Origin of the sequence: Streptomyces sp. NPDC101152 (genome assembly GCF_044768275.1) — a bacterium.
Lineage (GTDB): Bacteria > Actinomycetota > Actinomycetes > Streptomycetales > Streptomycetaceae > Streptomyces.
In genome coordinates, this window is record NZ_JBIWPO010000041.1 from 21692 (window position 1) to 46611 (window position 24920).

At 71.7% G+C, this 24920-nt stretch carries 26 protein-coding genes; 20 read left to right on the forward strand and 6 right to left on the reverse strand.

Annotated features, from left to right (window positions below):
• Positions 1-27 precede the first annotated feature (27 nt).
• The 10 genes from ACIRVK_RS34725 to ACIRVK_RS34770 all read left to right on the forward strand — a co-directional run bounded on the left by ACIRVK_RS34725 (position 28) and on the right by ACIRVK_RS34770 (position 10817).
• Complete coding sequence (locus tag ACIRVK_RS34725; protein ID WP_404254246.1) at positions 28-1170, forward strand: acyl-CoA dehydrogenase family protein; 1143 nt, start codon at positions 28-30, stop codon at positions 1168-1170.
• A gap of 74 nt (positions 1171-1244) precedes the next feature.
• The gene (locus tag ACIRVK_RS34730; protein WP_404254248.1) at positions 1245-2735 is read left to right on the forward strand and encodes an aldehyde dehydrogenase family protein; all 1491 of its coding nucleotides are present in this window, start codon (positions 1245-1247) and stop codon (positions 2733-2735) included.
• 22 nt (positions 2736-2757) lie between these two features.
• Entirely contained in the window at positions 2758-4332 is a 1575-nt protein-coding gene (locus ACIRVK_RS34735) for an AMP-binding protein (protein ID WP_404254250.1), read from the forward strand.
• Entirely contained in the window at positions 4329-5489 is a 1161-nt protein-coding gene (locus ACIRVK_RS34740) for a thiolase family protein (RefSeq protein WP_404254252.1), read from the forward strand. Before ACIRVK_RS34735 ends, ACIRVK_RS34740 begins: the two co-directional genes overlap by 4 nt.
• On the forward strand, positions 5486-5881 hold the full coding sequence (locus ACIRVK_RS34745) for a Zn-ribbon domain-containing OB-fold protein (RefSeq protein ID WP_404254253.1): 396 nt from the start codon (positions 5486-5488) through the stop codon (positions 5879-5881). The genes ACIRVK_RS34740 and ACIRVK_RS34745 overlap by 4 nt, the downstream gene beginning before the upstream one ends.
• Positions 5882-6133: 252 nt before the next feature.
• Positions 6134-8557, forward strand: coding sequence for a nitrate- and nitrite sensing domain-containing protein (locus tag ACIRVK_RS34750; protein ID WP_404254255.1), 2424 nt, complete (start codon positions 6134-6136; stop codon positions 8555-8557).
• Between the two features lie 2 nt (positions 8558-8559).
• Positions 8560-8994: a roadblock/LC7 domain-containing protein gene (locus ACIRVK_RS34755; protein ID WP_404254257.1), complete on the forward strand. Its 435-nt coding sequence runs from the start codon at positions 8560-8562 to the stop codon at positions 8992-8994.
• Positions 8991-9380 carry a DUF742 domain-containing protein gene (locus ACIRVK_RS34760; protein ID WP_404254259.1) on the forward strand — a complete coding sequence of 130 codons (390 nt, stop codon included), beginning with the start codon at positions 8991-8993 and terminating at the stop codon, positions 9378-9380. The genes ACIRVK_RS34755 and ACIRVK_RS34760 overlap by 4 nt, the downstream gene beginning before the upstream one ends.
• Complete coding sequence (locus ACIRVK_RS34765; RefSeq protein ID WP_404254261.1) at positions 9361-9954, forward strand: GTP-binding protein; 594 nt, start codon at positions 9361-9363, stop codon at positions 9952-9954. The genes ACIRVK_RS34760 and ACIRVK_RS34765 overlap by 20 nt, the downstream gene beginning before the upstream one ends.
• Before the next feature lie 83 nt (positions 9955-10037).
• Positions 10038-10817, forward strand: a complete 780-nt coding sequence (locus ACIRVK_RS34770) for a FadR/GntR family transcriptional regulator (protein WP_404254263.1) — start codon at positions 10038-10040, stop codon at positions 10815-10817.
• A gap of 5 nt (positions 10818-10822) precedes the next feature.
• On the opposite strand, the gene ACIRVK_RS34775 is transcribed toward ACIRVK_RS34770, so the two are convergent.
• From ACIRVK_RS34775 to ACIRVK_RS34785, 3 genes are read right to left on the reverse strand one after another with little or no spacing between them, the layout of a single operon-like run.
• Positions 10823-11845 (reverse strand): LLM class F420-dependent oxidoreductase, encoded by a 1023-nt coding sequence (locus tag ACIRVK_RS34775; protein WP_404254265.1) that lies wholly within the window; start codon positions 11843-11845, stop codon positions 10823-10825.
• An 8-nt stretch (positions 11846-11853) separates the two neighbouring features.
• On the reverse strand, positions 11854-12978 hold the full coding sequence (locus ACIRVK_RS34780) for an acyl-CoA dehydrogenase family protein (protein WP_404254340.1): 1125 nt from the start codon (positions 12976-12978) through the stop codon (positions 11854-11856).
• Positions 12979-12997: 19 nt separating this feature from the next.
• Positions 12998-13765 carry an enoyl-CoA hydratase/isomerase family protein gene (locus ACIRVK_RS34785; RefSeq protein ID WP_404254267.1) on the reverse strand — a complete coding sequence of 256 codons (768 nt, stop codon included), beginning with the start codon at positions 13763-13765 and terminating at the stop codon, positions 12998-13000.
• A 96-nt stretch (positions 13766-13861) separates the two neighbouring features.
• On the opposite strand from ACIRVK_RS34785, the gene ACIRVK_RS34790 reads away from it, so the two are divergent.
• On the forward strand, positions 13862-14725 hold the full coding sequence (locus ACIRVK_RS34790; RefSeq protein ID WP_404254269.1) for a crotonase/enoyl-CoA hydratase family protein: 864 nt from the start codon (positions 13862-13864) through the stop codon (positions 14723-14725).
• Positions 14726-14856: 131 nt separating this feature from the next.
• Complete coding sequence (locus tag ACIRVK_RS34795; RefSeq protein WP_404254271.1) at positions 14857-16257, forward strand: family 1 glycosylhydrolase; 1401 nt, start codon at positions 14857-14859, stop codon at positions 16255-16257.
• Here ACIRVK_RS34795 and ACIRVK_RS34800 read toward each other — a convergent pair.
• Both ACIRVK_RS34800 and ACIRVK_RS34805 read right to left on the reverse strand, forming a co-directional pair.
• Positions 16236-16736 (reverse strand): MaoC family dehydratase, encoded by a 501-nt coding sequence (locus ACIRVK_RS34800; RefSeq protein WP_404254273.1) that lies wholly within the window; start codon positions 16734-16736, stop codon positions 16236-16238. The genes ACIRVK_RS34795 and ACIRVK_RS34800 overlap by 22 nt on opposite strands.
• Positions 16737-16761: 25 nt before the next feature.
• Complete coding sequence (locus ACIRVK_RS34805; protein WP_404254275.1) at positions 16762-17583, reverse strand: enoyl-CoA hydratase/isomerase family protein; 822 nt, start codon at positions 17581-17583, stop codon at positions 16762-16764.
• 111 nt (positions 17584-17694) lie between these two features.
• On the opposite strand from ACIRVK_RS34805, the gene ACIRVK_RS34810 reads away from it, so the two are divergent.
• Genes ACIRVK_RS34810 through ACIRVK_RS34825 form a run of 4 tightly spaced genes read left to right on the forward strand, consistent with a single transcriptional unit; the run spans position 17695 to position 21283 of the window.
• Entirely contained in the window at positions 17695-18813 is a 1119-nt protein-coding gene (locus ACIRVK_RS34810) for an acyl-CoA dehydrogenase family protein (RefSeq protein ID WP_404254277.1), read from the forward strand.
• Positions 18814-18840: 27 nt separating this feature from the next.
• Positions 18841-20019: an acyl-CoA dehydrogenase family protein gene (locus ACIRVK_RS34815; protein WP_404254279.1), complete on the forward strand. Its 1179-nt coding sequence runs from the start codon at positions 18841-18843 to the stop codon at positions 20017-20019.
• Complete coding sequence (locus tag ACIRVK_RS34820) at positions 20016-20528, forward strand: nuclear transport factor 2 family protein (protein WP_404254281.1); 513 nt, start codon at positions 20016-20018, stop codon at positions 20526-20528. The genes ACIRVK_RS34815 and ACIRVK_RS34820 overlap by 4 nt, the downstream gene beginning before the upstream one ends.
• Entirely contained in the window at positions 20528-21283 is a 756-nt protein-coding gene (locus ACIRVK_RS34825; RefSeq protein ID WP_404254283.1) for an SDR family NAD(P)-dependent oxidoreductase, read from the forward strand. The genes ACIRVK_RS34820 and ACIRVK_RS34825 overlap by 1 nt, the downstream gene beginning before the upstream one ends.
• A gap of 12 nt (positions 21284-21295) precedes the next feature.
• Here the strand turns inward: ACIRVK_RS34825 and ACIRVK_RS34830 are convergent, their stop codons facing one another.
• Entirely contained in the window at positions 21296-22492 is a 1197-nt protein-coding gene (locus ACIRVK_RS34830; RefSeq protein WP_404254285.1) for a CaiB/BaiF CoA transferase family protein, read from the reverse strand.
• A gap of 147 nt (positions 22493-22639) precedes the next feature.
• Between ACIRVK_RS34830 and ACIRVK_RS34835 the strand changes: the two genes are divergently transcribed.
• Genes ACIRVK_RS34835 through ACIRVK_RS34850 form a run of 4 tightly spaced genes read left to right on the forward strand, consistent with a single transcriptional unit; the run spans position 22640 to position 24884 of the window.
• Positions 22640-23140, forward strand: coding sequence for a PaaI family thioesterase (locus ACIRVK_RS34835; protein WP_404254287.1), 501 nt, complete (start codon positions 22640-22642; stop codon positions 23138-23140).
• Between the two features lie 5 nt (positions 23141-23145).
• On the forward strand, positions 23146-23994 hold the full coding sequence (locus ACIRVK_RS34840) for an enoyl-CoA hydratase-related protein (RefSeq protein WP_404254289.1): 849 nt from the start codon (positions 23146-23148) through the stop codon (positions 23992-23994).
• An 18-nt stretch (positions 23995-24012) separates the two neighbouring features.
• A complete protein-coding gene (locus tag ACIRVK_RS34845; RefSeq protein WP_404254291.1) occupies positions 24013-24465 on the forward strand; it encodes a MaoC family dehydratase N-terminal domain-containing protein in 453 nt (150 codons plus the stop codon).
• Positions 24462-24884 carry a MaoC/PaaZ C-terminal domain-containing protein gene (locus ACIRVK_RS34850; protein ID WP_404254292.1) on the forward strand — a complete coding sequence of 141 codons (423 nt, stop codon included), beginning with the start codon at positions 24462-24464 and terminating at the stop codon, positions 24882-24884. The genes ACIRVK_RS34845 and ACIRVK_RS34850 overlap by 4 nt, the downstream gene beginning before the upstream one ends.
• Positions 24885-24920: the final 36 nt, after the last annotated feature.

The window sequence follows — 24920 nt, forward strand, 5'->3', positions numbered from 1 at the left end:
TATGTGAGACGCGGGAGTGGAGTCGAGATGCGCCGTACGATCTTCGCCGAGGAGCACGACCTGTTCCGGGAGACCGCCCGCTCCTACTACCTGCGGGAATGTGTCCCGTACAGCGCGGAGTGGGAGCGCGAGGGGCAGGTCGGCCGTGCCGCCTGGGCGGCGGCGGGGAAAGCGGGACTGATCGGCTGGGAGTTCCCGGAGGAGTACGGCGGGCAGGGCCTGCGGGACTTCCGCTACAACGCCGTCATGGCGGAGGAGATGGCCGCCAGCGGCGCCGTCGGCATCGGGCTCGGCCTGCAGAACGACGTGATCCCGCCCTACCTCATGAACCTCACCACCCCGGAGCAGAAGGCCCGCTGGCTGCCCGGAGTGATCGCCGGCGAGACCATCTGCGCGCTCGCGCTGTCCGAGCCGGCCGCCGGATCCGACCTCAAGGGCATCCGCACCACCGCCCGTCGGGACGGTGAGGAGTGGGTGATCGACGGCTCCAAGACGTTCATCACCAACGGCATCCTGGCCGACCTCGTCATCGTCGCCTGCAAGACCGACCCGGCGGCCGGGCACAAGGGCATCAGCCTGATCGTCGTGGAGCGGGGCGCGGAGGGCTTCGAACGCGGCCGCAAACTCGACAAGGTCGGGATGAAGGCCCAGGATACGGCGGAACTCTTCTTCCGTGAGGTGCGCGTGCCCGCCGAGAACCTGATCGGGCAGGAGGGGCGCGGCTTCTACCACATGATGGGCAACCTCCCCACCGAGCGGCTCGCCATCGCGGTCGCGGCCCTCGCCTCCGCGCAGCGGGCCTTCGAGGTGACCCTGGAGTACGCCAAGGACCGCACCGCCTTCGGCCGCCCGATCGGCGAGTTCCAGGCCAACCGGTTCGCCCTCGCGGACCTCAAGGCGAAGCTCGCCGCCGCCCGGGTCTATGTGGACGGCTGCATCATGGCCCTCGTCGAGGGCGAGTTGACGCCGGAGGAGGCCGCCGCGGCCAAGTACTGGACCACGGAGACCGGCTGGGCGGTCATCGACCGCTGCATGCAGCTCTTCGGCGGCTACGGCTACGTCAACGAGTACGAGATCGCCCGCATCTGGCGGGACAGCCGGGTGCAACGGGTGTTCGGCGGCACCTCGGAGATCATGCAGGAGATCGTCGGCCGCTCGCTGGGGCTGTGACTTCGACCGCGACATTGACGGCTACCGATAAATAGGTTAGCTATTTAATCGAAGTGTACGGACAGGAGGCAATCGTGGTCACCGTCGACGTCGCACTGCACCGACAGCGGGCCGAGCAGGTTCTCCCGCGTCCCCGCCTGGTCGTCGGCGGCAAAGAGCTGTCCGACACGAGCGGCGGCCGCTACGAGCACATCGACCCGGCGACCGGCCTCGTCCAGGCCGAGATCCCGCTCGCCGGCCCCGGCGAGGTGGACCAGGCCGTCGCAGCGGCCCGGGGCGCCTTCGAGGTGTGGGGCGCCATGCGCCCGGCCGAGCGCGGCAGACTGCTCAACCGGTTCGCCCGGTTGATCCGCGACCACATCCCCGACTTCGCGGCGATCTGCCCACTGGAGAACGGCGTGTGCGTCGGCGGCTGGGCCGAGAACGTCGGAACGCACGTCGCCGAGTGGACCGAGTACTACGCCGGCTGGGCCGACAAGATCGAGGGCATGGTCGGCGCGGCCTACAGCCCGCACGAGAACGTCGAGTACACCCTGGCCGAGCCGTACGGCGTGATCGGCCACATCATCACCTGGAACTCCCCGGCCCTCTCCCTGGCGATGAAGATCCCGCCCTCGCTCGCCGCCGGCAACACCGTGGTGATCAAACCGGCCGAGTCGACCCCGTTCTCCGCGCTGCTCTTCGCCGACCTGGCCCGCGAGGCGGGCATCCCAGACGGCGTGATCAACGTCGTCACCGGCCTCGGCGACGCCGGATCGGCCCTGGTGACCCACCCCGGCGTGGACAAGATCTCCTTCACCGGCGGCCCCGCCACCGCGCGCCGCATCATGGCCGACGCGGCGCTGAGCCTCAAGCCGGTCGTGTTCGAACTGGGCGGCAAGTCCGCCAACCTGCTCTTCGCCGACACCGACCTTGACACCGTCGTGCCGTACTGCGCGGCCTTCGCGATGAGCAACACCGGCCAGGGCTGCGCCCTGCCCACCCGCCTGCTGGTCGAGCGCCGCATCTACGACGAGGTGGTCGCCCGGGTGACCGGCGTCGTCGCCCACCTCCCCGTCGGCGACCCGCTCGACCCGACGACCTACATCGGCCCCCTCATCAGCGCAGCCGCCCGCGACCGCGTGCAGGGCGTGATCGACAAGGCGGTCGAGGACGGCGCGGGACGGCTCGTGTTCGGCGGTGAACGCATCGACGCCGACGGCTACTTCGTGGCCCCCACCGTCTTCGCCGACGTCGACAACCGCAGTGACCTGGCCCAGCGGGAGATCTTCGGCCCGGTCCTCGCCCTCACTCCCTTCGACACCGAGGACGAGGCCGTCGCCCTCGCCAACGACACCGCGTACGGCCTGTCCGCCTACGTCCAGTCCCGCGACATCGCCCGCGTCAACCGCCTGGTGCCGCGCCTGAAGGCCGGCACGGTCTACGTCAACCCCGGCCCGAACCCGATCACCTCACCGGCCACGCCCTTCGGAGGCGTCGGCCTCAGCGGGTTCGGGCGGGAGGGCGGCAGGGCCGGGCTGGAGGAGTTCATCCACGTCAAGGGCGTCGGCGTCGGCCGCGTCTGACATCCCTCAGGAGCGAACCACCGTGAATCCCGCCCGCCGCCTGACCTTCGGCGACCTCATCCGCGAGCACCGCAGGTCCTACCCCGACGGCGTCGCCCTCGTCGACGGCGACGTCCGGCTGACCTGGCCGCAGCTCGACGAGCGCACCAACCGCCTGGCCAACGCTCTCACGGAGGCGGGCGTCGGGCCGGGCGACCGCATCCTGTGGCTGGGCCAGAACTCCTTCCGGATCTGGGAGCTCCTCGGCGCCGCGGCGAAGACCGGTGCCATGGTCTGCCCCGGCTACTGGCGCTGGGCGGCCCCCGAAATGGCCTTCGCCGTCGAGGACTTCGACCCCCGGGTGGTGGTCTGGCAGGACGAGGAGATCGGCGACACCGTCAGCAAGGCACGCGCCGAACTCGGCAGTGACCACCGGGCGGTGTGGCTGCGGCACGACACCGAGGGCCCCGACTCCTACGAGTCCTTCCTGGCCGCCGGATCGCCCGAGGACCCGGCCGTCGAGGTCGACCCCGACGCGGCCCTGCTCGTGATCTACACCGCGGCGATCTCCGGCCGTCAGTCCGGCTCGATGCTCTCGCACCGCAACCTCCTCGCCATGGGCGCGAGCGCCGCCTGGATGGGGGACATCGGCACGGAGGCCGCCTTCCTCGGCGCGGGGCCCATGTTCCACATCGGCAACTACCAGTTCTGGGGCGTCCCGGCCTTCGTCCACGGCGGCAAGAACGTCATCGTGCGCCGGGTCGTCGCGGAGGAACTGCTGCCGCTGCTGGCCGCCGAGAAGTGCACCCACGCCTATCTGATGCCGCCGACCATCGCCCAGCTCGTCGCGCTCAACCGCGAGGCCGGCCACGACCTCTCCCACCTGCGGGCGAGCGTCGCCGCACCCCTGTGGCAGGGCACCGTACCGACCGACACCAGCCGCTTCACCCGTAACGGCGGAGGTGAGGGCCGCGGTTACGGACAGACCGAGGTGACCGGCTTCGCCGTCACCGGCGCCTACGGCGGCATCGGCGCCGGCAACGCGGGGCGCCCCGGCCCCTTCACCGCCGTCCGCGTCCTCGACAGCGCCGGCGCGGAGTGCGCGATCGGGGTGGCCGGGGAGATCTGCGTCCGCGGAGAACTCGTGCACCTCGGCTACTGGAACCGGCCCGAGATCAACGAGGAGCGCTTCCGCTTCGGCTGGTGGCACACCACCGACCTCGGCCGCCGCGAGGCCGACGGCACGATCAGCTTCCTCGGCACGACGACCCGCATGCTCAAGTCAGCCGCCGAGAACATCTTCCCCGCCGAGGTGGAGAACTGCATCGAGTCCCATCCGGCGGTGAAGGAGGCCGCCGTGATCGGCGTGCCCAACGAGCGCTGGGCGCAGGACGTCAAGGCCGTCGTCGTGCTGCACCCGGACGCCGGGCCGGTCACCGCCGAGGACGTCGTCGAGCATTGCCGGGCACGTATCGCCTCGTACAAGAAGCCCAAGACGGTGGAGTTCGTCGACGCGCTGCCCCGCACGAAGGACTTCGCGAAGGACTACCAGGCACTCGACGAGCGCTTCGGCGGCGGCGGTTACCCCGGCGGCGACACGCTCGGCGCGGGACGATGAACACGGCGGACCGCCGCCTGCCGGTCGTCGTCGGCGTGTACGCCACCGAACAGGCGCTGTCCCTCCCGCACCGGGACGCCATGGACCTCGCGCTCGAAGCGGTGAGTGGCGCCGTCGCGGACGCCGGGCTGACGCCCGCGGACATCGACGGCGCCCAGGTCGACTGGCCCGGCCCCGGCGGGGTGCCCGGCGAGGGCAGCTCCTGGGCGCGCATGCTCGGCCGTGACCTGCGCTGGACCAGCGACTCCATGCTGGACAACGCCGGCTCGCGCGGCCTGTTGAAGGCTGCGGCGGCCGTGCGGGCGGGGTTCGCCGAGACCGTCGTGGTCGGCGGCTGCAAGCTGGTCTCACGCGGGACGGGTCCCGTCGGAGCCGGGGTGGCGCTGGAGTTCGCCGACGTGTGGGGAAGCTATGTCGTCGCCCAGTTCGCCCTGGTGGCCGCACGGCACATGCACGAGTACGGCACGACCTCCCGCCAGCTCGCGGAGGTCGCCGCCACCATCCGCAACAACGGCACCACCAACCCGGAGGCGATGATGTACGGGCGGGGCCCGTACACCGCCGACGACGTGCTCGCCTCCCGCATGGTGGCCACGCCCTTCCACCTGCTGGACTGCTGCATCGTCGGGGAGGGCGGCGCGGCGCTCGTCGTCACCACCGCCGAGCGGGCCAGGGACCTGCCGCAGCCGCCCGTCGCCGTCCTCGGTGGCGGTATGCAGTACCACCAGGCCGCGTACGCCAACCCGGCGCTGCACCGGGAGGTCGGCGCGCTCGGAAGGGAGGCCGCCGAACGCGCCTACGCGATGGCCGGCATCGGCCCGCAGGACGTGGACGTGTTCTCCCTATACGACCCCAACTCCTTCGAGGTCATCCGCCAGTTGGAGGTCCTCGGGCTGTGCGGCGAGGGCGAGGGCGGCCCGCTCGCGGCGAGCGGCGCCATCGCCGTCGGCGGCAAGCATCCGGTCAACCCGGACGGCGGGTGTCTGGCGTACGCCTGGAACGGCACCCAGCAGATGACCTTGAAAGTCGTCGAAGGCGTACGGCAGTTGCGCGGCACGGCCGTGCACCAGGTCGAGGGCGCGGAACTGGCTCTCGTCGGCAACGCCGGTTCGGGGGCGCAGCACTACGAGACGAGCGTGCTGGGGAGGATGCGATGAGCCGGCCCGTCCCCGTGCCGAGCGAGCTGTCCCGGCCGTTCTGGGAGGCCGCCCGGCGCGGCGAACTGGTCGTCCCGCACTGCCCGGCCTGCGACCTGCGCTTCTTCGTCCCCGAACCCGCCTGCCCCGGCTGCATGGCACGGGACTGGCGGTACGCGCCCAGCGCTGGCCGGGGAACCGTCTACTCGGTGACCGTCGTGCACCGGGCGCCCGGCCCCGGCTTCGACACCCCCTTCGCGCTGACCGTGGTCGACCTCGACGACGGGGCCACCCTGCTGACGCACGTGGACGCGGGCGACCCGGGGAACGTCGTCATCGGGCAGCGCGTCCGCGTGGACTTCCGCACCCTCACCGACGAGATCACGTTGCCGTACTTCGTACCGGAGGACTGAGCGGGGCGCACAAGTCCCGCCACCTCCTCACAATTTGAACACTGATTACATTCAGAGCATTCAGCTAGCGGTTTCCGGCGATAGCATCTCCCGCAGCGCGCGGGCCACACACGGGCGGCCCGCCCTGGTGAACATCGCTGAGGACCTGAAGTGGCCGTGCATGCGAGAGCGTCGAAGAGACAGGGCCCGCGGGAACCCCGGGCCGGACGACGGCAACCGTCGCTGCGGACGGTCCTGCTCGTCCTGGCCCTGGTGCCCATCGTGACCCTGGTGGCGCTGTGGGCGGTCTCCTCCGCGCAGCTCTACACGGACTGGCGGCGCCAGCAGGACCGCAACGACGTGTCCACGCGCGCCGCCCGGCCCGTCCTGGGCGCCTTCTTCGCACTGCAGGAGGAACGCCGGCTCAGCGAAGCGGCGTTGGCGGACCCCGCCGGGTACCAGAGCCAACTGCGCGCACAGCGGGCCCGCACCGACGCCACCGTGAGGGCCGTCGAGGCGTTGCCCGACAGCGGGTGGAGCGCGCCGGCCGACATCCGCGGCGACATCGTCGACCTCGGCCGGGCCCTGCGGGACCTGGCCGACTACCGTGCGGCGGTGGACGAGCGGACCGCCTCGCCGCAGCAGACGTTCGACCGCTACACCGCCCTGGTCTCCCGGCACCTGAAGGTGTTCAACACCCTCAGCACCGTCGGCCTGCCCGGCATCGACCACCTCGTCCGCCCGGTCATCGACGAGGACTGGGGCCTGGAGATGATCTCGCGTCAGGACGCGCTGCTCACCCGGGCATCGGTCACCGGCAAACTCTCCGGCGCAGACCGCGGACAGCTCGCCGCCTGGATCGGCGCCCAGCGCTTCATCTACGACGACAAGGTCGTCCCCCTGCTGTCGGACGACGAGGCGCGGCAGTTCCGCACGCTCATGGCCGGCGCTGCGTGGAAGGAGAAGACGGCCGTCGACCAGGCCGTGCTGGCGGATGCCGCCACCGGCGGCGCCGCGGACCGGTTCTCCCAGCGCCTCGGGCGCGAGTGGCGCGACAGCGTCCAGCAGGTGACCGCCGGACTCCAGCAGCGCAACGCCGCCTACGCGAAGACCCTGACGCTCGCCACGGACCAGCAGTTGCGGGCGATGCGCACCCGGCTGATCGCCACCAGCGTCGGCAACGCCGTCGCCGTCCTCGTGGTCGCCCTGATCACCGTCCTGTTCACCCGCGTGCTGCGCCGCCGGATCTCGGCCCTGCGCACCGCCGCCCTGGACCTGCAGACGCGGCTTCCGGACGTGGTGGCCCGCATGCGCCGGGGCGAGGCCGTCGACCACGACGCCGAACTCCCCGCGATCCAGCACAGCGGTGACGAACTCGGCCAGTTGGGCGAGGCCCTCAACCTCGCCCGGCACACCGCCCTCGACACCACCGTGGAACAGGTGGGCCAGCTCCACGGCTTCGAGAAGCTCCTGCAGCGCATCGCCCGCCGCACCCAACTGCTCATCGGCCTGCAGATGAAGAAGCTCAGCGAACTGGAGCGCAAGCACGAGGACCCCGAGGTCCTCGAGGACCTGTTCGACCTCGACCACCTCACCGCCAGGTTGCGCCGCTACGAGGAGAACCTGGTCATCCTCGGTGGCGGCCAGCCGCAACGACGCTGGCGCAAGCCGGTGTTGCTGCTGGACGTGCTGCGCTCCGCCCAGAGCGAGGTGCAGGACTACCGGCGGATCCAGATCGAGGTGCAGGGCCGGGTCTGGCTGTCCGAGCGTGCCGTCGGCCTCGTCATCCACGTCCTGGCGGAGCTGATGGAGAACGCGGTGGGCTTCTCCCGGCCGCCCACTCCCGTGGAGGTGTACGCCGCCCGGGTGGGGCGCGGTCTCGCGGTGGAGATCGAGGACCGGGGAGTGGGCATGGCCGCCGAGCAGTACGAGGCCGTCAACCGGCTGATGGCCGACCCTCCCCGCATGGACGTCATGTCGCGGGCGGACGACGTCAGGCTCGGACTGTACGTCGTCGCCCGGCTGGCGCAGGGTCTGGGCATCCACGTGGAGCTGCGGCCCTCGGCGTTCGGCGGGACCCGGGTGGTCGTCCTCATCCCCGACGACCTGGTCGTCGTCGACGCCTCCGGGCCCGCGGAGGAGGTCGTCGCCTCCTGGTCGCCGGGCTCCGATCCGGACGCGCCGGCCGCGCAGGCGGGGCCGGGGACGGCACACGATCCGGACCCGGACACGCACCGACCGGTCCTGGACGACGTACCGACCGGCCAGGCCGTCCCGTGGGACGGACCGCGGACCGGCCCGCCGCCATCCGGCGCACCGGGAACGGGTGAGGGACGGGAGGTCGTCCGCCCGCCGCGCCGGCGTCTGCCGTCCCAGCCCTTCGGCCCGCCTCCGGCCCACCCGGCTCCGCACGCGGTCGGCGCGCAGCCACCGACCGCCGCCCCCGGGACGGTGCAACCGCTGCCCAAACGGGTGCGCCAGGCCAGCCTTGTCGACGAACTGCGCGATCCGGGTGTGGCCACGCGGGCGCGTCCCGACGAGCGGGAGTCCGGTCCGCGGCCCACGCCGGCCCGTTCCGGCGCCACCGTCGGCGCCTTCCAGCGCCAGTCCCGGATGTCCCGACGCACCAGCCCCACGGCGGACCGCGGCCCCTCCGACGCCCTGCCGACCCGCAGAAGCTCCCCGACGGAAGACTGACCATGACACTGCGAACGACCGCCACTCATCAGGACCTCGACTGGCTGCTGGACGGCCTGGTCGAACAGGTCCCGGGCACCCGGCACGCCATCGTGCTGTCCGACGACGGTCTGGTGGTGAGCCAGTCCAGCACCATCGCCCGCGGTGACGCCGAACGCCTCGCCGCCGTGGCCACCGGCCAGCAGAGCCTGGCCCGCGGAGTGGGGACGCTCTTCGACGGCGGACCGGTGCACCAGGTCATCGTCGAGCTGGCCGACCTGTGGTTGTTCGTCTCCGCCGCGGGCCGGGGCACACACCTGGCCGTCGTGGCCTCCCAGGAGGTGGACGCGGAACTGATGGCCGTGGCCATGCACACCCTCATGCAGCAGGTGGGTCAGCGCCTCGGCGCGGAGGCACGCGTCGTCCACCCCGGCTTCGAGGGCGGTGGACGTGAGTGAGCCACTGGACGGACGACTGGGAGCCGGACGAGGCCGACACCCCGTCGGTGCGGCCGTACACCATCACCCAGGGCCGCACCGCCCCGGCCCGTGACGACCTCACCCTGATCACGCTGGTCACGACCGTCGAGCCGGAGATTCCCGGCCGTTCCTCGCGCGGTCTGCAACCCGAGCACCGCGCCATCCTGCGGCAGTGCCGCACACCGGCGGCGGTGGCCGAGGTCGCCGCCGCACTGGACCTGCCGATCTCGGTGACGAAGATACTGATCGACGACCTGGTCGCCCTCGGCAGGGTGACCACCCGTCCGCCGCTCGCAGTCGCGGCAGGAAGCACCGTGGACATGAACCTACTTCGGGCGGTGAGGGATGGCCTCCGCAGACTTTGACCTCGCCCCACGCACCCTCGGCGCGGCCCCCGCGGCCGTGAAGATCCTCGTGGCCGGCGGCTTCGGCGTCGGCAAGACGACCCTCGTCGGCGCGGTCAGCGAGGTGGCGCCGCTGCGCACCGAGGAGTACCTCACCGTCGCCAGTGTCGGCGTCGACGACGTCCAGGGCGTCGAGGGCAAGACCACCACCACCGTCGCCATGGACTTCGGCCGCATCATGGTCAGCCCCCGTCTGGTGGTGTACCTCTTCGGCACACCGGGCCAGGAACGTTTCTGGTTCATGTGGAACGACCTCGTGCACGGCGCCCTCGGCGCGGTGGTCCTCGCCGACACCCGCAGACTGGAGGCCAGTTTCGCCTCCATCGACTTCTTCGAGAGCCGCCGCATCCCCTTCGTGGTCGGCGTCAACTGCTTCCACGGCCGCCAGGAACGCAGCGTGCGGGAGGTCCGCGAGGCCCTCGATCTCGACCCCGAGGTCCCGCTGATGATGGGGGACATGCGGGAGAGGTCGGTCGGCCGCGAGTTGCTGCTGTCGCTGGCCGACCATCTCATCCGAACAAACTCGATCACCTAGTTTAAAGAGTTATCTACTTGTAGAGTGGGATCACGGGTGGGTCGCGTCGCGCGCCCGCCGGCCGGACGGAGGTGGTCCCCGCGATGAGTGAGACCGGGAAACGGGGCGGCGGGCTCAACGGCGTCCAGGTTCGGGTTCCGAAGATGGCCGAACTGGTCGCGGCACGGCTGCGGCGGATGATCGTGCGCGGCGAGCTCGCCGAGGGGGACGCGCTGCCGTCCGAGACGGCCCTGATGGAGGAGTTCGCCGTCTCCCGGCCCACCCTGCGCGAGGCGTTCCGGGTGCTGGAGTCGGAGTCGCTGATCGACGTGCGCCGGGGCGCCCGGGGCGGGGCCCGGGTCCAGGTCCCCGAGGGCACCGTCGCCGCCCGCTACGCCGGTCTGGTGCTGGAGTACCGGGGGACGACCCTCAAGGACGTCTACGACGCCCGTACGGTGATCGAGGCGCCGTGCGCCGGTCTGCTGGCCGAGCGGCGCACCGAGGAGGACCTGAGCAGGCTGCGGGCCGCCGTCGCCGAGGCCGAGCGGCTGATGGACGACCCGTCGGCCTTCATCCGCGCCCACATGGAGTTCCACGCCCTGGTCGTCGAACTGGCGGGCAACGAGACGCTCGGCGTCCTCAACGGCATGGTCCGCCACATCATCGACCAGGCGAACTGGTCCCACGTCGACCTCGACGCCGGGAGCCCGGAGAACATCCGGGCCAACCGCCGGGGCTTCCGCGCCCACGGTGCGCTGGTGGACCTGGTCGCCGCGCGCCGCGCCGAGGCCGCCGAGGAGCTGTGGCACCTCCACCTCCAGGAGGCGGAGGACTACCTGCTGCAGAGCAGGTCCATGACCACCGTGCTGGACCTGCTCGGCTGAACCGGTCAGCTCTCGCGCAGTTCCGCCACGATCGGCTCCCACACCTCGGCGCGGGTCTCGTAGGCGGTGTAGAAGGACACCCGGTCGACCAGCGCCCCGTAGCGACGCCGGATCTCGCCCGCCACCCGCTCCGGTTCCGCCACCACCGCGAAGGTGCTGAGGACCTCGTCGTCGACGAGCCCGGTCATCGCCTCCCACTTGTCCTCGCGCCGGGACGTAGACAACGCGTGCAGCTCGTCGCCGAGTTCACCCCAGCCGTGCAGCTCCAGGACCCCGCGGTAGGCGGGCGTGCTGCCGTAGAAGGCGATCTGCCCGCGCGTGCCGTCGATCGCCCGGGCCATCTCCTCCTCCGTCCCGCCGGTCGCGGTGAGCAGCAGATGGGAGACGGAGAAGTCGGCGCGGGTGCGGCCCGACGACGCGAGGCCGGCCTCGACGGTCGGCAGGGTGACCTCGCGCAGGTACCGCTCGGTGGTGAAGCCGTGCGCGAGCAGCCCGTCGGCCACCTCGCCGGCCACCCGCGTCATCGCCTCCCCGACGGCGGCGACGAAAACCCTGGGCGCGCCGCCGACGGCGGGCGGCGGCGAGAAGAACGGGGACATGAGTGTGTGCGAGTAGAAGTCGCCGCGGAAGTTAAGGCGTTCGCCCTCGTTCCAGGCGGCCCAGATGGCGCGCAGGGCGCTGACGTACTCCCGCATGCGGGCGGCGGGCCGGCTCCACGGCATGGCGAAGCGCCGCTCGATGTGCGGTTTGATCTGGCTGCCCAGGCCCAGCGAGAACCGTCCGCCCGAATACGTCTGCAGGTCGTGCGCGGTGTACGCCAGTTGCATGGGGGAGCGGGCGAAGGCCACCGCGATCGCGGTGCCGACCTCCAGATGGTCGGTGTGCTCGGCCGTCAGCAGCAGGGGCAGGAACGGGTCGTGCTTGGACTCCGAGGCCCACAGCCCGTCGTAGCCCGCCTTCTCGTGGTGGCGGGCCTCCTCCACGACCCCTGCCGTGCTCCACACGTTGAGCTTGCCGTCGACCTTCATGTCGCTCCTTAGACCGCTTCCATGCCGATGCGCTGTGCGAGCAGTTCGCGATGGTACGCGGGGTCGCCGAACAGCAGCTGTGACGTCTTGGCCCGCTTCAGATAGAGGTGGGCCGGGTGTTCCCAGGTGAAGCCGATACCGCCGTGGACCTGGATGTTCTGTGCCGCCGCCCGGACGCACGCGTCGGAGCAGAAGGCCTTGGCCAGGCTCGCCACGGCGGGCAGGTCCGGGGCCTCGTTCTCGGCGGAGAGCAGGGCGTAGTGCGCGGCGGCCCGCGCCGACTCGACCTCCAGCAGGACGTCGGCCAGCAGGTGCTTGACGGCCTGGAAGGAGCCGATGGGGCGTCCGAACTGGTGGCGCATCTTGGCGTACTCGACCGCCATGTCGAGTGCGCGGGACGCCACCCCGACCTGTTCGGCGGCCAGCGCCACGGCGGCCCGGTCGAGGACCTGGGCGACCAGGTCCCAGCCGTCGCCGTGCGTCCTGAGCCGGGTCGCCGGTACCTCGCGGTAGTCCAGGCGCGCCTGCCGGCGGGTCGGGTCCATGGTGGGCAGCGGCGCCCGCGTCAGGCCGGGCGCGTCACCGTCCACCAGGAAGACGCCGATCCCGTCGGCGGTGCGCGCCACGGTGAGGACGACATCGGCCGCAGCCCCGTCGAGCACGAACGTCTTGTGCCCGGTCAGCAGCCAACTCCCGGCGGATTCACGGGCGGTGAGCGCGACTCCCGCCGCGTCCCAGCGCGCCGAATCCTCGGTCAGGGCCAGGGTCGCGACGAGTTCCCCGGAGGCCAGGCCCGGCAGCAGGCGTTTACGGGCCTCCTCGTCGGCGCAGCGCAGCAGCACGGTCGTCGCCAGCACGGCCGAGGACAGGAAGGGCGCGCACAGCAGCGCACGGCCCGTCTCCTCCATCACCACGCCCACCTCGACCGGCCCGCACCCGGCGCCGCCGTACTCCTCGGGCACGGCGAGCCCCTGCAGGCCCAGCTCCGTGCCCATCCGGCGCCACAGCGCCCGGTCGAAGCCCTCGGGGGTCTCCATCAGCCGCCGCACCTCGGTCTCGGGCGAGGTGTCCGCCAGGAACGCCCGTACGGTGCGCCCGAGTTCCTCCTGCTCCTCGCTGAACGCGAAGTCCATCCCGTGCTCCTCCTCCGGTTCAGCGGCGGCCACGTGCGGCGATGATCCGCTCGACGGCGGCGATGTGGTCGGGTGCGTGCATGGTGTCCCGCTCGGCGAGCAGGGCCGGTTCCATCACCGTCTCCAGGGCCTGCTCCAGATGCCGGTTGACGGCGCGCTTGGTCTCGCGCAGCGCCTGCGCGGGCAGAGCCGCAAGCCGTCCGGCCAGGTCCATGGCCTCGTCCATGAGCTTGTCCCTCGGCACGGCTCGGTTGGCGATGCCCAGCCGCACCGCGTCCTCGGCGCTCACCCGGTCGCCGAGGAACAGCAGTTCCTTCGCCCGGGTCAGGCCCACCAGCAGCGGCAGCACGTACGCGCCGCCGTCGCCCGCGACGAGTCCGACCTGGACGTGCGGGTCGGCGACGTAGGCGTCGTCCGCGATCAGCACGAGGTCGCTCAGCAGGGCGAGGCTGCACCCGAGGCCCACGGCGGGGCCGTTGACGGCCGCGACGACCGGGAGCGGGCAGCGGACCAGGCCGGTGATGATCCCGCGGGCCTCGTCGACCTGGCGCCGCCGGAAAGCGGCGTCACGCTGGACCCGGGTCATCGTGTCGAGGTTGCCGCCGGCGCTGAAGGCCCGGCCGCGCCCGGTGAGGACGACCACCCGTGCCTCCGGATCGGCCGCGAGCGCGTCCCACACCGACGCGAGGCCGGTGTGCAGCTCGTCGCTCATCGCGTTCAGCTGCTCCGGCCGGTTCAGCTCGACCAGCCGGATGGCCCCGACGGCCGTCACCACCAGATCCGTCATCTTCGCCGCCCTCGTCCAGGGACCTGTCATTAGAGTTGAATGCTATAACTAATTAAGCTTTCTGGAAACCGGGTCGCGGAGTGACGGAGGACGCGCATGCCCCAGCAGTACGAGACCGTGCGGACCGAGGTGGCCGACCGGATCCTCACGGTCACCCTCGACCGTCCGGAGAAGCTCAACGCCTTCAACCCACGGATGATGCAGGACCTGCTCGACGTCCTGGACGCGGCCGACGCGGACGACGGGATACGGGTGATCGTGGTGACCGGCGCCGGACGCGGCTTCTGCGCGGGAGCCGACGTCAGCTCCGGCGGCTCCTCCTTCGACCACCGCAGGGCGGGCGCCTGGCACCGGGACACCGGCGGCCGGGTCGCGCTGCGGATCTTCTCCAGCACCAAGCCGGTCATCGCGGCGATCAACGGCCCGGCGGCGGGCGTCGGCGCCAGCATGACCCTGCCCATGGACATCCGTCTCGCGTCGACGAACGCGAAGTTCGGCTTCGTCTTCGCCCGCCGCGGCATCGTGCCCGAGTCCGCCGCGTCCTGGTTCCTGCCCCGGGCGGTCGGCATGCAGCGGGCCATGGAGTGGGTGGCGACCGGCCGCGTCTTCGGCCCCGAGGAGGCGCTGGCGGCCGGGCTGGTCCGCTCCGTCCACGCGCCGGAGGAACTGCTGCCGGCGGCGTACGCCCTGGCCCGGGAGATCGCCCAGAACACCTCGGCGATCTCGGTCGCCCTCTCCCGCCAGATGATGTGGCGCATGCTCGGCGAACCCCACCCCATGACCGCCCACCGCCTGGACTCGCGGATCATGAGCCAGATCGGCGGCGGCCCGGACCCCGTCGAGGGTGTCGAGTCGTTCCTCGCCAAGCGGCCGCCCGCCTTCCCCGGCCTGGTCAGCAAGGACATGCCGGCCGTGTACCCCTGGTGGCGGGACGAGGAGTTCCGGCCCTTCGGCGAGTAAGGGGGAGGCCGCGACTTTACATACCGGCGAGATATGGCCGAAACATTGTCGTGGTGTACGTGAAGTGTTAGCGTCCGGTCGGCGGACATTCAGTTGAATGCGCTAAACCATTGACCGCCTGGACGGTAACCATGAGCGATGGTTTCCTGCATGAATCGCTGCGCGGAGTCGACTGGGGGGTCGCCACCGCGGAAACCGTCGCGGCCCCGCCGCCACCCCCGCCGGAGCGCGACGGACACTTCGGGCAGTGGACCGACGACATCCGGCAGCTGCTCGGCGTCACCGCGGACACGCACCGCATGGTCGCCGGCTGGCCGCTGCTCCAGCCCGACGGCCCCGGCGGCTGGGACCGGCGGGCACTGGACCGCTGCGAGCGCTCGCTCGACGCCCTGCTCGAACAGGGGCGGCGGCCCGCTCTCACCCTCGTCGACCGCACACTGCCGCCGTGGCTGGACGACGCCGGCGGCTGGCTCGCCCGCGACACCGCCGAGCACTTCGCCGCGTACGCCGCCGAGCTGGGCCGACGCTTCGGCGACCGGGTGGAACGCTGGATCACTTCTACCGACCTGGCCGGCCCCACCCTGGCCGACCACGTGGCCGGCATGTACTCGCCGGGCCGTGGCGCCGGCCGCGCCGGACTCCCGGCGGTCCACCACATCCTCCTCGCCAACGGCCTCGCCACCCAGGCCCTCCGAGCCACGGGTGCGGCCGGCCGGATCGGGACCACGGTCACCCTCGTGGGCGGTTACCCGGCCACCGACGACCCCTACGACCGGCTCGCCCTGGAGCGCCTGGAGAGCTGGACCAACCGCATCTTCCTCGACCCCCTGCTGCTCGGCGAGCACATGGTGACCGAGGACGACCTCGCACCTGTCGCGGCCACCGGCTGCGTACGCCCCGGCGACCTGGACGTCATCACCACGGCCCAGGACCTGCTGGCCGTGTCCTGGCACACGCCGTTCCGCGTCACGGCGCCCGAGAACCTGCCCCGGGTACTGCCGAGCACGAAGTGCCGCAGCGCCCTCAACGAGGTCAACCGGCTGCTCGTCGGCCTCGGCTTCGCGATCGTCCCCTTCGACGACGTGGAGACCACCGCCTACGGCTGGCCCATCATCCCCGAGGGGCTCGCCGACGCCGTCGCGGGCCTGTGCGACCTGTACGGCGATCTGCTGCCCCCGCTGTCCGTGGTCGACAACGGCATGGGCGACCTGGACCTGGTCGACGACACCGGACACCGCGACGACACCCGGCGCCGCTGCCTGCTGCGCGCCCGGCTCGCCTGGCTTGCGGGGCTGGTGGACGCCGGAGTGGAGGTCTGCGGCTACGAGTACTGGTCGGTCCTGGACAACCTGGAGGCCAAGTTCCGCTACACCCGCCTGTACGCCATGGCCGTCCCGGACCACGAACTAGCCCCACGGCCCGCGATGCCCTCCGACTGGGTGCACGCGGGAGCCTTCGCCGCCCCGCCCGCCACCGGCCGGCGCACCGGCCTGAGCCTCGTCTCCCCGCCTCAGGGTGCCGGCGCCTCGTAGTCCCGGCCGCGGATCAGCCGCACCGGGCAGTAGACCAGCACGTCCTCGTCCCGCTGGTTGCGCACGGTGATCCGGCTGGTCACCACGCCCCGGCCGGGCTTGCTGGAGGGGCGAGAGCCGGTGGTCTCCACGACGGCGTACAGCGTGTCGCCGACGTACACGGGCGCGTGCACGGTCAGCTCCATGTGCAGGAAGGCGAGCCCCGTGCCGTGCAGCACGTTCGTCTGCAGCACGAGCCCTTCGGCGAGGCAGTACGTCAGGCCGCCCGGCACCAGCCGGCCCGTGTAACCGCCCTCCGCCGCGTGCGTGGCGTCCCAGAACAGCGGCTCGGTGAAGCCGCCCCAGGTGACGAAGGTGACCAGGTCGGTCTCCGTGACGGTCCGGCGCGCGGTCCGGAAGACCTGCCCGACCGGCATCTCCTCGTAGGTCAGACCCCGTACCAGGGGCGGGATCTCGGTCGTCGTGTCCTGCGCGGTCATGGTGTCCGTCCTCTCGGTGGCGTCGTCACAGGTCGAGCGGGTGTTTTTCCGCCACGGCCTCGAAGTCGGGGGCGCGCTTGTCACGGTGCGCGGCGAGGCCCTCGACGACCTCGTGCCCCGCGAACCCGAAGAACTCGAGGCCGAGAGAGGCCTCGAAGATGGGCTGGGCGGTGCGGTACCAGTGGTTGAGGGACCGCTTGGTCCAGCTGATGGCGCTCGCGGGCCCGGCGGCCAGGACCTTCGCCACACGCAGCGCCTCGGCGTGCACCTCCTCGTCGGCCACGCACTTGGACACCAGCCCGATCCGTTCGGCCTCCTCGCCCGTGAGGGCCTCGCAGGTCAGCAGGTAGTACTTGGCCTTGGCCATGCCGCACAGCAGGGGCCAGCAGATGGCCGCGTGATCACCGGCCGCGACCCCGAGGCGGGTGTGCCCGTCGACGATCTTCGCCGTGCGGGCGGCGACGGAGACGTCCGCCAGCATGCCGATGACCAGACCGGCCCCGACGGCCGGTCCGTGGATCGCGGAGACCACCGGCTTGGAGCAGTTGAGCACCCCGTACACCATGTCCCGCGCCTCGCGCATCACCCGGGCCCGCACCCCGTGATCTTCGGTGAGGGCCTGGATGGAGTCGAAGGTCCCGCCCGCCGAGAACGCCCGGCCCGCCCCCTGGACCAGCACCGCCCGGGTCCGCTCGTCCCGGTCGATCACCGGCCAGATGTCGGCCAGTTCGCCGTGCATCCGCGGGTCCACCGCGTTGAGGTTCGGGGCGTCGAGCACGACGCGCAGCACCCCGGGCGCGGGCCGCTCGAAGGTCAGGCTCGTGAACGGCGCATAGGGATCGGTCACGTCGCGCTCCTTTCGGAATCAGTGCGGATACTATAATTATCTAACTGTATCGAGCGGAGAGCGGCAAGCGCTCGGCAGGTTGCGCGTCGCACCGAGGACGGGAAGCTCGGCATGGATCTCACCTTCAGCCAGGAACAGGACGAACTGCGCACCGTCGTGCGGTCCTTCCTGGCCAAGTACTCCGACGAGGCGGCCGTGCGCCGGCTGGCCGCCGACCCGAGCGGCCACGACGTCGTCGTCTGGCGGCGGATGGCCGGTGAACTGGGCCTGCAGGGCCTCGCCGTACCGGAGGAGTACGGCGGCTCGGGCTTCGGCTACGTCGAACTCGGCGTCGTCTTCGAGGAGGCGGGCCGCGCGCTGCTGTGCGAGCCGTACTTCGCCACCGTCGCCCTGGCCGCCGAGGCCCTGCTGCGCTGCGCCGACGAACAGGCTCGGGCCGACCTCCTGCCGGGCATCGCCTCCGGCGCCACGATCGCCACCCTCGCCCTCACCGAGGACGGTGGCCGCTGGGACGAGCCCGGCATCCGCCTCGCCGCCCGCGACACCGCCGACGGCTGGCGGCTGACCGGCGCCAAGACCTACGTAACCGACGGCCTCCTCGCCGACCTGCTCCTGGTCGCCGCCCGCACCCCCGCGGGCATCAGCCTCTTCGCGGTCGACGCCGACGCGGCGGGCCTGACCCGTACCCCGCTCCCCACCCTGGACCAGACCCGCAAACAGGCCCGCCTGGACTTCACCGGCACCCCCGCCCGTCTGATCGGCACCGAGGGCACGGCCTGGCCCGTCCTCGAACGCACCCTCGCCACGGCCTCCGTCCTGCTCGCCGCCGAACAGGTCGGCGGAGCGGCCGCCGCCCTCGACGCTGCCGTCGACTATGCGCGCATCCGGGTCCAGTACGGCCGGCCCATCGGCTCCTTCCAGGGGATCAAGCACAAGTGCGCCGACATGCTGGTGGAGATCGAGTCCGCCCGCTCGGCCGCGTACGCAGGCCTGTGGGCGCTGGACGCCGGGGACGCCACGGAGATCGCCGTCTCGGCCGCCGTGGCGCAGGCCTTCTGCTCGGAGGTGTTCACCAAAGTGGCGGGCGACAACATCCAGGTCCACGGCGGCATCGGCTTCACCTGGGAGCACCCGGCGCACCTGTACTTCAAGCGGGCCAAGAGCTCCGAGGTGCTGCTCGGCACACCGTCGTACCACCGGGAACTGCTGACCGCCCGGCTCGGTATCTGAGATCTCGCAGAACAGGGAGAAGCAGACATGGAGCTGGACTTCGGACCGGCGGTGCGCGAGTTCCGCGAGGAACTGCGGGACTGGCTGGCGGACCACCTGGTGGGGGAGTTCGCCGAGCACCGGGGAGTCGGCGGTCCGACCGACGGCGCGGCCTGGGAGGTCCGCCTGGCCTGGGACCGCGAGCTGTCCGCCGGGCGCTGGCTCGGCGTGGGCTGGCCGCAGGAGTACGGCGGCAGGGGGCTCGGGCTCCTCGAGGAGATCGTCTTCGAGTACGAGTACGCCCGCGCCGAGGCCCCCTACCGGGCCACCGGCAACGCGCTCGACCTGCTCGGCCCCATGCTGCTCAAGGTGGGCGGCGAAGAGCAGAAGAAGCGGTTTCTGCCGCCGATCCTCGCGGTTGAGGAACTGTGGGGCCAGGGCTTCAGCGAGCCCGGTGCCGGCTCCGACCTGGCCTCGGTGCGCACCCGCGCCGACCGCGACGGCGACGAATGGGTGGTCAGCGGCCAGAAGGTGTGGACGTCCTTCGGTATGCACGCCGACTGGCTCTACGTCCTCACCCGCACCGACCCGGACTCCGTCCGGCACAAGGGCCTGAGCATGCTCCTCGTGCCCACGGACCAGCCGGGCGTGGAGATCCGCCCCATCCGCAACCTCGCCGGCCAGGACGAGTTCGCCGAGGTGTTCCTCTCCGACGCCCGCACCGGCGCGGACATGGTCGTCGGCGAGGTCGGCCAGGGCTGGCGGACCGCGATGACCACGCTCGGCATCGAGCGCGGCACCACGCTCCTGCCCCAGCAGCTCACCTTCGAGCGGGAGGCCGAGTCGCTGATCGAGCTGGCCCGGGAACGCGGCGCGCTCGACGACCCGATGCTGCGCCGCCGGATCGTCGACGCCTGGATCTCCGTCCGCGTCATGCGCACCACCAACCTGCGCACCCTCGCCGAACTCACCGCGGGCCGCACCCCCGGCGCCCAGGCCACCACGGCCAAGCTGTACGCCTCGACACGCCACCAGCAACTCGGGCATCTCGCACAGGAGCTGGCGGGCCCCGCCGGGCAGATCGTCGGCGCGGACTACGGCCTGGACACCCGGCAGCGTTCCTTCCTGCTGTCCCTGGCGGAGACGATCTACGGCGGATCCAGCGAGATCCAGCGCAACATCATCGGCGAGCAGATCCTGGGCCTGCCGAAGGAGCCCCGGCCGTGACGCCGCTCGAGGACCGCCTCGACCGCGTCGAGTCGCACCTCGCCATCCAGCAACTGCCCGTGCGGTACGCGCTCGCCGTCGACGCACGCGACCTCGACGCCTGGACCGGCTGCTTCCGGCCCGACGTGGACATGGGGCGCCACGGCCACGGACGGGAGGCGCTGCGGGCCTACATCGAACCCCTTGTCAGGGGCTTTCGCCGGTCCGTCCACCAGGTCTGCGGCCACCGGATCGAGTTCACCGGCCGCGACACGGCCACCGGCTCCGTCTACTGCCGCGCCGAGCACGAGGTGGGGGAGCGGTGGATCGTCATGGCCATCCGCTACCTCGACGACTACGCGCGCGTCGACGGCGAGTGGTACTTCTCCCGGCGCCGAGAGCAGCACTGGTACGCCGCCGACGTGACCGAACGGCCCCAGCAGGTGGGATTCGCGGGCTGGCAGAACGCCGGAGAACCGGCGCTGCCGGACGCCTTCCCCTCCTGGAAACCCTTCTGGAAGGAGACCTGATGCGGCGGCTGGCGGGGAAGACGGCCCTGGTCACCGGCGGCGGACAGGGCGTGGGCCGGGGCATCGCGCTCGCGCTGGCCGCCGAGGGAGCGGCCGTGGTGATCACGGGCCGCACCGAGGAAAGACTCAAGGAGAGTGCGCGGATGATCGCCGAGCGCGGCGGGCGGGTGCACACCGTGGTCGGGGACGTGGGCGAACGGGCCGACATCGACCGCATGGTGGCGGAGACGGTCCGCGAGTTCGGCGGCCTGGACGTGCTCGTCAACAACGCGCAGAGCTCCGTACAGCGCCGCCTGGAGCAGACGTCGTACGACGATGTGGAACTCGCCTACCGCAGCGGCCCGTTGGCCGCCTTTCACGCGATGCTGGCGGCCCTGCCGCATCTGAGGGCGAGCCGCGGCAGCGTCGTGAACCTCGGTTCGTCGGCCGCGGTGCTGGGCGAGGCGGGGTTCGCGTCCTACGCGATGGCCAAGGAGGCCGTCCGGGGGCTGACCCGCGTCGCCGCGCGGGAGTGGGGCCCGTACGGGATCCGGGTGAACGTCGTCTGCCCGGCCGCGCTGAGTCCGGCGGCCCAGGCGTACTTCGCCGCCCATCCGGACAAGGCCGACCAGGTGGTGGCCGGCATCCCACTGGGCCGGATGGGCGACCCGGAGACGGACATCGGGCGGGCCGTGGCGGCGCTGGTCAGCGACGACATGGCCTACCTGACAGGCGCGACGCTGATGCTGGAGGGCGGCCGGACCCTCATCGCGTAGGGAGCCCGCGCGTCAGACGACGCCTCGACCGCGCAGGTCCCGGATCCGGTCCTCCGCCAACCCGGCCACCTCGGCCAGCACTTCATCGGTGTGCTCCCCCAACGCCGGCGGCGGCGTGTACCCCTCGACCGGCGTCGCCCCGAACCGGATCGGATTGGCGAGCAGCGGCAGCCGCCCCGACACCGGGCCCTCGACCTCGACCAGCATCCCCCGGTGCCGTATCTGCGGGTCGGCGAAGACCTCCGGCATCTCGTTGAACGGCCCCGCGGGCACGTCGTGCTCGTCGAGCACGGCCAGCCACTCGTCCCGGGTCCGGGTGCGCATGACCGCCTCCAGCACCGGCAGGATCTCCTCCCGGTGGGTGATGCGCGCGGAGGTGGTGGCGAACCGGGGGTCCTGGAGGAGGTCGGTGCGCTCGGCGGCCGCGCAGAACGCCGCGAACTGCTTGTCGTTGCCCGCGACCAGGAAGAGCGGTTTGTCGGCGCACTGGAACGCCTGGGAGGGGATGCCGCCGTATCCGCCGTTGCCGCGCCGGGCCGGTACCTCACCGGAGACCAGGTAGTTCATCGCGAAGTGCGACAGCGAGGCCAGGCCGCAGTCCAGCAGGGAGAGGTCGATGAACTGGCCCTCGCCGGTGGCGTCCCGGTGGCGCAGAGCCGCCAGCACGGCCGTCGCGGCGTACAGGCCGGTGAGGATGTCGACCATGCTGACGCCGACCTTCATCGGCTCCTGGGGGTGCCCGGAGACGCTCATCATCCCGGACATGGCCTGGAAGATGCCGTCGTAGCCGGGCCGTTCGGCGTAGGGGCCGGTCTGGCCGAAGCCTGTGACCGAGAGGTACACCAGCCGCGGGTTCAGCTCCCGCAGGCTCTCGTGGCCCAGGCCGTACTTCGCCAGCGTGCCCGTGCGGAAGTTCTCGACCAGCACGTCGGACCGGGCCGCGAGCGCGCGGATCACCTCCTGGCCCTCGGCGGTGGCGTGGTTGACGGTGACCGACCGCTTGTTGCGGTTGCAGGAGAGGTAGAAGGCGGCGGTGTCCGTGCCGGGCGCGAACGGCGGGCCGTAGCTGCGGGAGTCGTCGCCCGTGCCGGGCCGCTCGACCTTGATGACCTCGGCGCCCAGGTCGGCCAGCAGCTGGGTGGCCAGGGGAGCGGCGAGGATGCGGGACAGGTCCAGGACGCGGATCCCGGCCAGGGCGGTCGACGGCATCGAGGTCTCCCTCTGTTCACGGGCTGCAAATCAGTTATATAAATAATACATCTGGCGACCCGGAACGATGGCCGCTTGATTGCCTCAACTATTCAAATCATGTAACTATATGGATCGGCCGGTCGGCCGAGACCGGAGGGCGTGCTGATGACCGTCGCGGCGAGGACCCTCACCGAACAGGAACAGCGCGAACGCCGGGTGTGGTTCCGGGCCCGCTGGGAGCGCGGGGTCGCCTTCAACCGGCACTGCCGCATCCGGGTGACCCGCTGGGACGCGGACGCCGTGGAGATCGTGCTGCCCTACGCCGAGTCCCTCTCCGCCCACGAGGACGTCTTCCACGGCGGGGTCATCTCGGCGCTCATCGACACCGCCGGCGCCGGCGCCGTGATCGCGGGACACGACTTCACCCACGGCAGCCGGCTGAGCACCGTTTCCCTGTCCGTGCAGTACCTCGCCCCCGCACGCGGCCGGGAGGCCGTCGCCCACGCGCGCTGCGTCCGGCGCGGCCGCAGGCTGCACTTCGCCGACGTCGACGTGCTGACCGACGGACGCCTGTGCGCACGGGGTCAGGTGGTGGTGACCATCTCCGGGGAGCGGCCCGGCGTCGGCGAGCCGATCGACCCCATCGACGCCCTGACCGAGGAGTGAGCGCCATGACCGACGAGCCCGCCCAGGACGACCTGGTGCTGTACGAGGTCGACGAGGACGGTGTCGCCACCGTCACCCTCAACCGGCCCGAGCGCAGGAACGCCTGGAGCATCCCCATGGAGCGCCGCTTCTTCGCGCTCCTCGACGAGGCCGCACAGGACCCGGCCGTCCGGGTCGTGATCGTCACGGGCGCGGGCAAGGCCTTCTGCCCCGGCATGGACGTACAACGCCTGGAACAGAACGCCCAGCCCGGCCAGTCGCTCAACCTCCAGGCCCGCGTCCCCATGTACAGCAGGCGCACCCTGCCCAAGCCGATGATCGCCGCCGTCAACGGCGCCTGCGCGGGCATCGGCCTGGTGCAGGCACTGATCTGCGACGTCCGCTTCGCCGCCCGCGGAGCCCGCTTCACCACCGCCTTCACCCGACGCGGCCTGGCCGGCGAGTACAACCTGCCGTACGTGCTGCCGCGCGTGGTCGGCCTGGAGAACGCCCTCGACCTGCTGCTGTCCGGCCGGGTCTTCGACGCCGACGAGGCCAAGGCCCTCGGCCTCGTCAGCCGGGTCGTCGAACCCGAGGACCTGCTGGACGCCGCCCGCGCCTACGCCCGGGACATCGCCCGCAACTGCTCCCCGCGCGCCATGGCCGTCGTACGCCACCAGGTGTACGGCGATCTGGACCGTACCTTCACCGACGCGCTGGCCCGCTCCTACTCCGCCATGGAGTACTTCGCGGGCTCGCCCGACTTCCGGGAGGGCGTGGCGAGCTTCATGGAGAAACGGGAGCCGAAGTTCGAGGGCCTGCCGCCGGACTTCGACCCGGACGAGGCCACCCGCGACGCGTTCCTGCCGTACTGACCGAGGAGGTTCCTGACGATGACAGGGCAGCCGTTTCCCGTCGAAGCCGGGCACATCATGATGTTCGCCCGCGCCATCGGCGACGAACACCCCGCGTACCAGGGCGAGTCGGCCCTCGCCCCACCCACCTTCACCATGGCGAGCGCGCACTACGACCCCGACTACCACCTGCGGCCCAAGCCGGACGAGGAGTGGTTCGGGTCGGGCGCGGGTCCCGGTGTGATGGCCGAGGGCGGCGGCGGGCTGCACGCCGAACAGCACTTCGAGTACCACCGCCCGGTGCGCGCCGGCGAGACGCTGTACGCGCACACGGTCCCGGGACGCAGCTGGGAGAAGCAGGGCCGCACCGGCCGGCTGCTGTTCAGCGAGCGCGTCACCGAGTACCGGGACGCCGACGGCCGGCCGGTCGTCAGCGCCGTGACCGTGGCCGTCGTGCCCGAGGGCCCCGCCACCCCGAAGGACGCCCGATGAGCCTGAGCAGCAGCGACATCAAGGTCGGCGAGACGCGCGAGATCGTCCTCGTCGAGGATCTGAAGCGGACCCGGATCGTGCAGTACGCGGGGGCCTCAGGAGACTTCAACCCGCTGCACACCGACGAGCGGTTCGCCGTCGAGGCCGCCGGTTACCCCGGCGTCTTCGCCCACGGCATGCTCACCATGGGCATGACCGGCCGGGTCCTGACCGACTGGGTCGGCCCCGAGTCCCTGCTGCGCTACGGCGTGCGCTTCAAGGCACAGGTCTGGCCCGGCGACACCCTGACCGCCACGGCCACCGTCGAGTCGATCGAGGACACGCCGGACGCCCCGGTCGCCCACTTCGCGCTGCGCGCGGTCAACCAGAACGGCGTCGAGGTGGTCACCGGCACAGCGGCGGCCCGCCTGGAGCCCTGAGCCGATGACCACCGCGCGTCCCGCCGAGGGCGGCCC